This window comes from Promicromonospora sp. NPDC060204 (assembly GCF_042728455.1).
In the GTDB taxonomy this organism is placed as follows: domain Bacteria; phylum Actinomycetota; class Actinomycetes; order Actinomycetales; family Cellulomonadaceae; genus Promicromonospora.
The window spans coordinates 1-5,804 of record NZ_JBHWZO010000339.1 but is presented as its reverse complement, the minus strand read 5'-3'; the positions used below and the strand labels follow the sequence as shown (position 1 = coordinate 5,804).

General features: G+C 72.2%; 7 protein-coding genes. 3 read left to right on the top strand and 4 right to left on the bottom strand.

What is annotated here, in order from left to right; all coding sequences use genetic code 11:
- Nucleotides 1-38 precede the first annotated feature (38 nt).
- Nucleotides 39-656, bottom strand: a complete 618-nt coding sequence (locus tag ACFWEJ_RS26595; protein WP_377232179.1) for a DUF3043 domain-containing protein — start codon at nucleotides 654-656, stop codon at nucleotides 39-41.
- 56 nt (nucleotides 657-712) lie between these two features.
- Here ACFWEJ_RS26595 and ACFWEJ_RS26590 point away from each other — a divergent pair, with 56 nt between their 5' ends.
- Nucleotides 713-2,092: a dipeptidase gene (locus ACFWEJ_RS26590; RefSeq protein WP_377232178.1), complete on the top strand. Its 1,380-nt coding sequence runs from the start codon at nucleotides 713-715 to the stop codon at nucleotides 2,090-2,092.
- A gap of 22 nt (nucleotides 2,093-2,114) precedes the next feature.
- On the opposite strand, the gene ACFWEJ_RS26585 is transcribed toward ACFWEJ_RS26590, so the two are convergent.
- The 3 genes from ACFWEJ_RS26585 to nadA form a co-directional block, all read right to left on the bottom strand.
- The gene (locus ACFWEJ_RS26585; RefSeq protein ID WP_377232177.1) at nucleotides 2,115-2,660 is read right to left on the bottom strand and encodes an acyl-CoA thioesterase; all 546 of its coding nucleotides are present in this window, start codon (nucleotides 2,658-2,660) and stop codon (nucleotides 2,115-2,117) included.
- 102 nt (nucleotides 2,661-2,762) lie between these two features.
- A complete protein-coding gene (locus ACFWEJ_RS26580) occupies nucleotides 2,763-3,368 on the bottom strand; it encodes a DJ-1/PfpI family protein (protein ID WP_377232176.1) in 606 nt (201 codons plus the stop codon).
- Between the two features lie 13 nt (nucleotides 3,369-3,381).
- Nucleotides 3,382-4,596 carry a quinolinate synthase NadA gene (nadA, locus tag ACFWEJ_RS26575; RefSeq protein WP_377232180.1) on the bottom strand — a complete coding sequence of 405 codons (1,215 nt, stop codon included), beginning with the start codon at nucleotides 4,594-4,596 and terminating at the stop codon, nucleotides 3,382-3,384.
- A 41-nt stretch (nucleotides 4,597-4,637) separates the two neighbouring features.
- Between nadA and ACFWEJ_RS26570 the strand changes: the two genes are divergently transcribed.
- Nucleotides 4,638-5,237 carry a hypothetical protein gene (locus tag ACFWEJ_RS26570; RefSeq protein WP_377232175.1) on the top strand — a complete coding sequence of 200 codons (600 nt, stop codon included), beginning with the start codon at nucleotides 4,638-4,640 and terminating at the stop codon, nucleotides 5,235-5,237.
- 162 nt (nucleotides 5,238-5,399) lie between these two features.
- The gene (gene erpA / locus ACFWEJ_RS26565) at nucleotides 5,400-5,753 is read left to right on the top strand and encodes an iron-sulfur cluster insertion protein ErpA (RefSeq protein WP_020014294.1); all 354 of its coding nucleotides are present in this window, start codon (nucleotides 5,400-5,402) and stop codon (nucleotides 5,751-5,753) included.
- Nucleotides 5,754-5,804 lie beyond the last annotated feature (51 nt).

Below are 5,804 nucleotides of genomic sequence, written 5' to 3'. Positions count from 1 at the left end.
GTTCCGCCTCGCCACAGGTCTGTCGTGTCAGTCCCGGATCACTCCGGGTAGTTGCCGCGCTTCTTGCTCATCGGCTTGGGCAGCCGCGACCGGCGCAGCTGGTAGGCGCGCGTGACCGTGTACATCAGCAGGCCGCGCGGGACCTCGCCGAACTTGGCCGTCAGACGCTTCTTCAGCGAACGCCACAGCAGCCACACGTCGACGATCGTCAGGAACAGGAACCCGTACAGGCCGAGCATCACGAAGATGCTGAGCTGCGGGTACTGCGTCGTGAAGAACGTGGCGAACAGGAAGATGAACGCGACCGGCAGGAAGAACTCGCCGAGGTTCCAGCGCGCGTCCACGAAGTCGCGCACGTACCGGCGCACCGGGCCCTTGTCCTTGGCCGGCATGTACCGCTCGTCGCCGGTCTGCATCGCCTGGTAGGACCGCTCCCGGTCGACGCGCGACTTCTCGCGCTGCGCCTTGCGCGCGGCCCGGCGGTCGTCCGGGACCAGGGGACGCTTGTTCGCGGCCTGCGCGACGTTGCGCTTGGGCGTGGGCCGGCCCTTGCCGGCGGCGCCCGACGTCGTGTCGGACGTCGCCGTCACCTCGTCCGGGGAGTCGCCCACGGGGGTCACGCCGTCTGGAGTCGAAGTCTTGCTGCGGGAGAACACCCTCCCAGCCTAATCGCTCCCGGCGGCGGCCGGTTCCGAGCCGTTAACGTGGGGCTGTGACCACCGATACCACCGCGGCCCTCCGGGCCCGCGTCACCGAGCTGTTCCCCGCCCTGCAGGCCGACCTCGAGGCGCTCGTGCGCATCCCGAGCGTCTCGGCCGCCGCGTTCGACCAGAAGCACGTGGCCGCCAGCGCCGCCGCCACGGCGCAGCTCCTGCGCGACGCCGGCCTGCCGGACGTCCAGATCCTGTCCGCCCCGCGCCCTGACGGCACGCCCGGCGCGCCCGCCGTCGTCGCGCGCCGGCCCGCGCCCGAGGGTGCGCCGACCGTGCTCCTGTACGCGCACCACGACGTGCAGCCGCCGGGCGACCCGGCGACCTGGGACACCGAGCCGTTCGAGCCCACGCAGGTGGGGGAGCGGCTCTACGGTCGGGGCGCGGCCGACGACAAGGCGGGCATCGTGGCCCACCTGGGCGCCCTGCGTACCCTCGGGCTGCCGGACGGCGCGGACCTGCCCGTGGGCGTCACGGTGTTCCTGGAGGGCGAGGAGGAGTCGGGGTCGCCGTCGTTCCGCGCGTTCCTGGAGCAGTACCGCGACCTGCTCGCGGCCGACGTCATCGTCGTGGCCGACTCCACGAACTGGAAGGTGGGCGTCCCCGCCCTCACGACGTCGCTGCGCGGCCTGGTCGACGGCGAGATCGAGCTGCGGGTCCTGGACCACGCGGTGCACTCCGGCATGTTCGGTGGTGCGGTGCTGGACGCCGTCACCCTGATGTCGCGCCTCGTGGCGACGTTCCACGACGAGGCCGGCGACGTCGCGATCGAAGGCCTGGTCACCGCGCCCGAGCCCGAGGTCGACTACTCCGAGGCCGAGTTCCGGGCCGACTCCTCGCTCCTCGACGGAGCGGAGCTCGCCGGCACGGGCACGCTGTCGGGACGGCTCTGGTCCAAGCCCGCGCTGTCCGTCATCGGCATGGACGTCACCTCGGTGGCGGAGGCGTCCAACACGATCGCGCCGCGCTGCGCCGCGAAGGTCTCGCTGCGCCTCGCGCCCGGCCAGGACCCGGTCGCGGCCGACGCCGCCCTCGCCGCCCACGTGGCCAAGCACGCGCCGTTCGGCGCGCAGGTCACGTGGCGCTCTGGCGAGCAGGGCAAGCCCTTCCTCGCCCCGGGCGACACGGCGGCGATGCGGGCCGCGCGTGCCGCCTTCTCCGAGGCGTGGGGCACCCCGCCGGTCGACGTCGGCGTGGGCGGGTCCATCCCGTTCATCGCGGACCTGCTCGAGATCTTCCCGGACGCCGCGATCCTCGTGACCGGCGTCGAGGACCCGGACTCGCGGGCGCACGGAGCGAACGAGTCGGTGCACCTCGGCGAGCTGCAGAACGTCGTGCTGGCCGAGGCGCTGCTGCTCACCAAGATCGGCGAGGGTCTCTAGCCCGACCCGCTGGTTCTTCCCGCTAGCTCTTCGCGGAGGGCTCGCGCGGTGCGACATCCATCGCGCGGGCCCAGGCCGCGACGTCCTCGGGGAGCTCGGGGGAGGGCAGGTCCTGCCCGGTCGCGTCCCGGACGACGTCGAGCGCCGAGATCCGGTTGCCCTTGCGGTCCAGGAACCGGCTGGCGACGATCCCGCGGGCGCACAGCTTGTCGCCCCGCGTGAAGACCTGCTCCAGGTAGAAGACGCGCTCGTCCCAGCCCAGGATCCGGGTCGTGATCTCGAACCGCTCGAACGGCTGCAGGGAGCGCCGGTACTTGATGGTCGACGCCGCGACCACGGGGGCCCAGCCTTTCTCCTTGGCGATCGGGAACATGCCGAGGTCGGCGATCTGGTTGTTCCGCGCCACGTCCATCATCTGCAGGTACGTGCCGTTGTTGACGTGCAGGTACGAGTCGAGGTCCAGGGGTCCGACGCGCATCCGGGTGACCGACGGGTCGAGCAGGGTCTGTCCGGGGCGGGCCTTGCGCGGGAAGAGTCCGGTCCAGGTGAGCTGGAGCATGCGAGCCATGCGCCCGAGGTTATACCGGGAACCGGCAGTATCAGATACCTTGTCCGGCACTCGGCCGGGCGCTGCCCCGGACGCCGGTCCGCGTGCTGGCCGGACGCCGGATCAGGACGTGCCCGACGGCGTCGCCGGGTGCTGGATCGCGTTGCGCACCAGCCGCCCCACGGCCGGCGTCTCCAGGCGTTCGACGAGGTGGAGCGCCATGTCGATGCCGGAGGAGACACCCGCGGACGTGATCACGTCGCCGTCGTCCACGTACCGCGCCTCGGTGTCCACCAGCACGCTCGGGTCCAGCTCGGTGAGCTCGTCGTAGTGCTCGTGGTGGGTGGTGGCGGGACGCCCCGCCAGCAGCCCGGCGGCGGCCAGGGGCAGGGCGCCGGTGCAGACGCTCGCCAGGATCGGGGTCTGCTTGCGGATCTGGCGCAGCCACTCCAGGTGCCCGGGCTCGGCCAGAAGCGGCCGCGTGCCCAGGCCGCCCGGGTAGACCAGCACGTGCAGCGGCCCCATGTCGTCCGCGCCGTGCGCGGGCAGGATCCGCAGCCCCTTGGCGAGCCGCACGCCGGCGCCGTCCCAGGAGAACGTGCTCACGGTCGGCCGGAGCTGCGAGTGGGAGCCCCACTCCGCGAAGACCTCGAAGGGCCCGACGACGTCGAGCTCCTCCGCCCCGTCGAAGACGAAGATCCCGATGCGCAGCCCGCCGTTGCCGCTCACACGCTCAGCCCGGTCAGATTCCGGGAAGGGCCAGCATCTGGTCGAGCGCCACGCGCGCCCAGTGGGCGTCGTCGGCGTCCACGACGATCCGGTTCACCATGCGTCCCTCCACGAGCGACTCCATGGCCCACACCAGGTGGGGCAGGTCGATGCGGTTCATCGTGGAGCAGAAGCACACCGTCGAGTCGAGGTAGTGCACCTGCTTGTCCGGGTGCGCGCGGGCGACCCGGCGGACCAGGTTGAGCTCCGTGCCGATGGCCCACGAGGAGCCGGGCTCGGCGGCCTCGAGCTGCTTGATGATGTACTCGGTCGAGCCGACGTAGTCGGCCGCGGTGACGACCTCGTGCTTGCACTCGGGGTGCACCATCACGTTGATGCCGGGCACCGCCGCGCGGATGTCGGTGACGTTCTGCTCCGAGAAGCGGCCGTGCACCGAGCAGTGCCCGCGCCACAGGATCATCCGGGCGTCACGCAGCTCCTGGTCGGTCAGCCCGCCGTTCGGCTTGCGCGGGTCGAAGACCACGCACTCGTCCAGCGACATCGCCAGCTCCAGCACCGCGGTGTTGCGGCCCAGGTGCTGGTCGGGCAGGAAGAGCACCTTGCCGGTGCCGTCGATGCCGCCCACCTGGTCGAACGCCCAGCGCAGCGCGACCTCCGCGTTGGAGGAGGTGCAGACGGTGCCGCCGTGGCGCCCGGTGAACGCCTTGATGGCGGCCGACGAGTTCATGTAGGTGACGGGGATCGTGGAGTCGGCGATGCCGACGTCCTGCAGCACGGCCCACGCCTCCTCGACCTGGCCGATCGCGGCCATGTCGGCCATGGAGCAGCCGGCCGCGAGGTCCGGCAGCACGACCTGCTGCGCGTCCGAGGTGAGGATGTCCGCGCTCTCGGCCATGAAGTGCACGCCGCAGAACAGGATGAACTCGGCCTCGGGACGGGCGGCCGCCTCGCGCGCGAGCTTGAAGGAGTCGCCGGTGACGTCGGCGAAGTCGATGACCTCGTCGCGCTGGTAGTGGTGGCCCAGCACGAACGCGCGGCTGCCGAGGGCGGCTCGTGCGGCACGGGCCCGGTCCACCAGGTCCGGGTCGCTCGGTGCGGGCAGCTCGCCCGTACACTCCACGCCGCGCTCGGAGGCCAGGTCACGCCCCTGGCCGAGCAGCAGCAACGGGGACGACGCGGGCTCGGAGAAGCCGGAGTATTCAGCCAGCAGGGTGCTCACGGTCACCATCATGACACGCGGTGGTGACACCTTGACCGGACGATGCCACGATGCCTCTCGTGCACGTGCTGCTGCTTGCCGAGACCCTGCCCGACGCCGAGCGACTGGCCTCCGCGTGGCATGCCGCCGCGCCGCACGCCGGCACCGAGGCGCGGGCCGTCCGGGTGCCCGCGGCCGCCGCTGTGTCTGCTGCCGGTCCGGGCGCTGCGCCGGGCGGCGGGCCGGGCGGCGGGCACGACGACGGCGCGGGCCGCGGCGTGCTCCTGGCGGGTCCGGCGATCCCGGTGGGCCGGCCGGCCGCCGTCGGGCCGCAGGACGTGGGGCCTGCCCACCCCGGCCCGACCCCGCCCGGTCCCGCCTCGTCGGCCCTGCCGCGGGCGGAGCAGGCGGCGCTGACCGACGCCGCCGCGCGCGCCGACGTCGTAGTGGCGTACGTCACGCTGCTCGACGGCGAGGGGCTGCACAGGGGAGTGGTCGTGGAGGCGGCGGCCGCTGCCGCGCCGCACGCCGTCCCCGTCGTCGTGCTCACCGGACGCAGCCAGGCGAGCAGGCGGGAGTGGTCCACGGCGGGCCTCAGCGGGGTGCACGAGGTGGCGGACGACGACGTCGCGCGCGTGGCCCGGACGTGGTCGCCGGGCTGGGCCCGCTGACCGCGGAGGTGACGCCGCGCACGTGGAACGGTGATGGGCTCGGGCGAGACCTGGGCGTACGATCTGAGAACAGACCGGAACGCGGGAACAGACGGACGAGCCGAAGAGTTGGCAACGTTCAAGGATCGACTACCGGTATGTCGAACACGATCGGGAGATGACATGACCGACACCACCACGGACATCGCTACCCACGGCGTCAACGTCACTGACGTCGCCGCGGGCAAGGTCCGTAGCCTGCTCGAGCAGGAGGGCCGCGACGACCTGCGCCTCCGCGTAGCGGTGCAGCCGGGTGGCTGCTCCGGGCTGATCTACCAGCTCTACTTCGACGAGCGGGTGCTCGACGGGGACGCTCTGCGCGACTACGACGGCGTCGAGGTCGTCGTGGACAAGATGAGCGTGCCGTACCTCGAGGGCGCCACGATCGACTTCAAGGACACCATCGAGCAGCAGGGCTTCACGATCGACAACCCGAACGCCGGCAGCGCATGCGCCTGCGGCGGGTCGTTCTCCTGATCGAAGCTCGCTGAGCGCAGTCTCGGCACGACGGGCCGGTCACCTCAGGGT

Coding starts and splice junctions, on each gene's coding strand:
- ACFWEJ_RS26585 (WP_377232177.1), bottom strand. CDS start 2,660: ATGGCTCGCATGCTCCAGCTCACCTGGACCGGACTCTTCCCGCGCAAG.
- nadA (WP_377232180.1), bottom strand. CDS start 4,596: ATGGTGACCGTGAGCACCCTGCTGGCTGAATACTCCGGCTTCTCCGAG.
- ACFWEJ_RS26570 (WP_377232175.1), top strand. CDS start 4,638: ATGCCTCTCGTGCACGTGCTGCTGCTTGCCGAGACCCTGCCCGACGCC.
- erpA (WP_020014294.1), top strand. CDS start 5,400: ATGACCGACACCACCACGGACATCGCTACCCACGGCGTCAACGTCACT.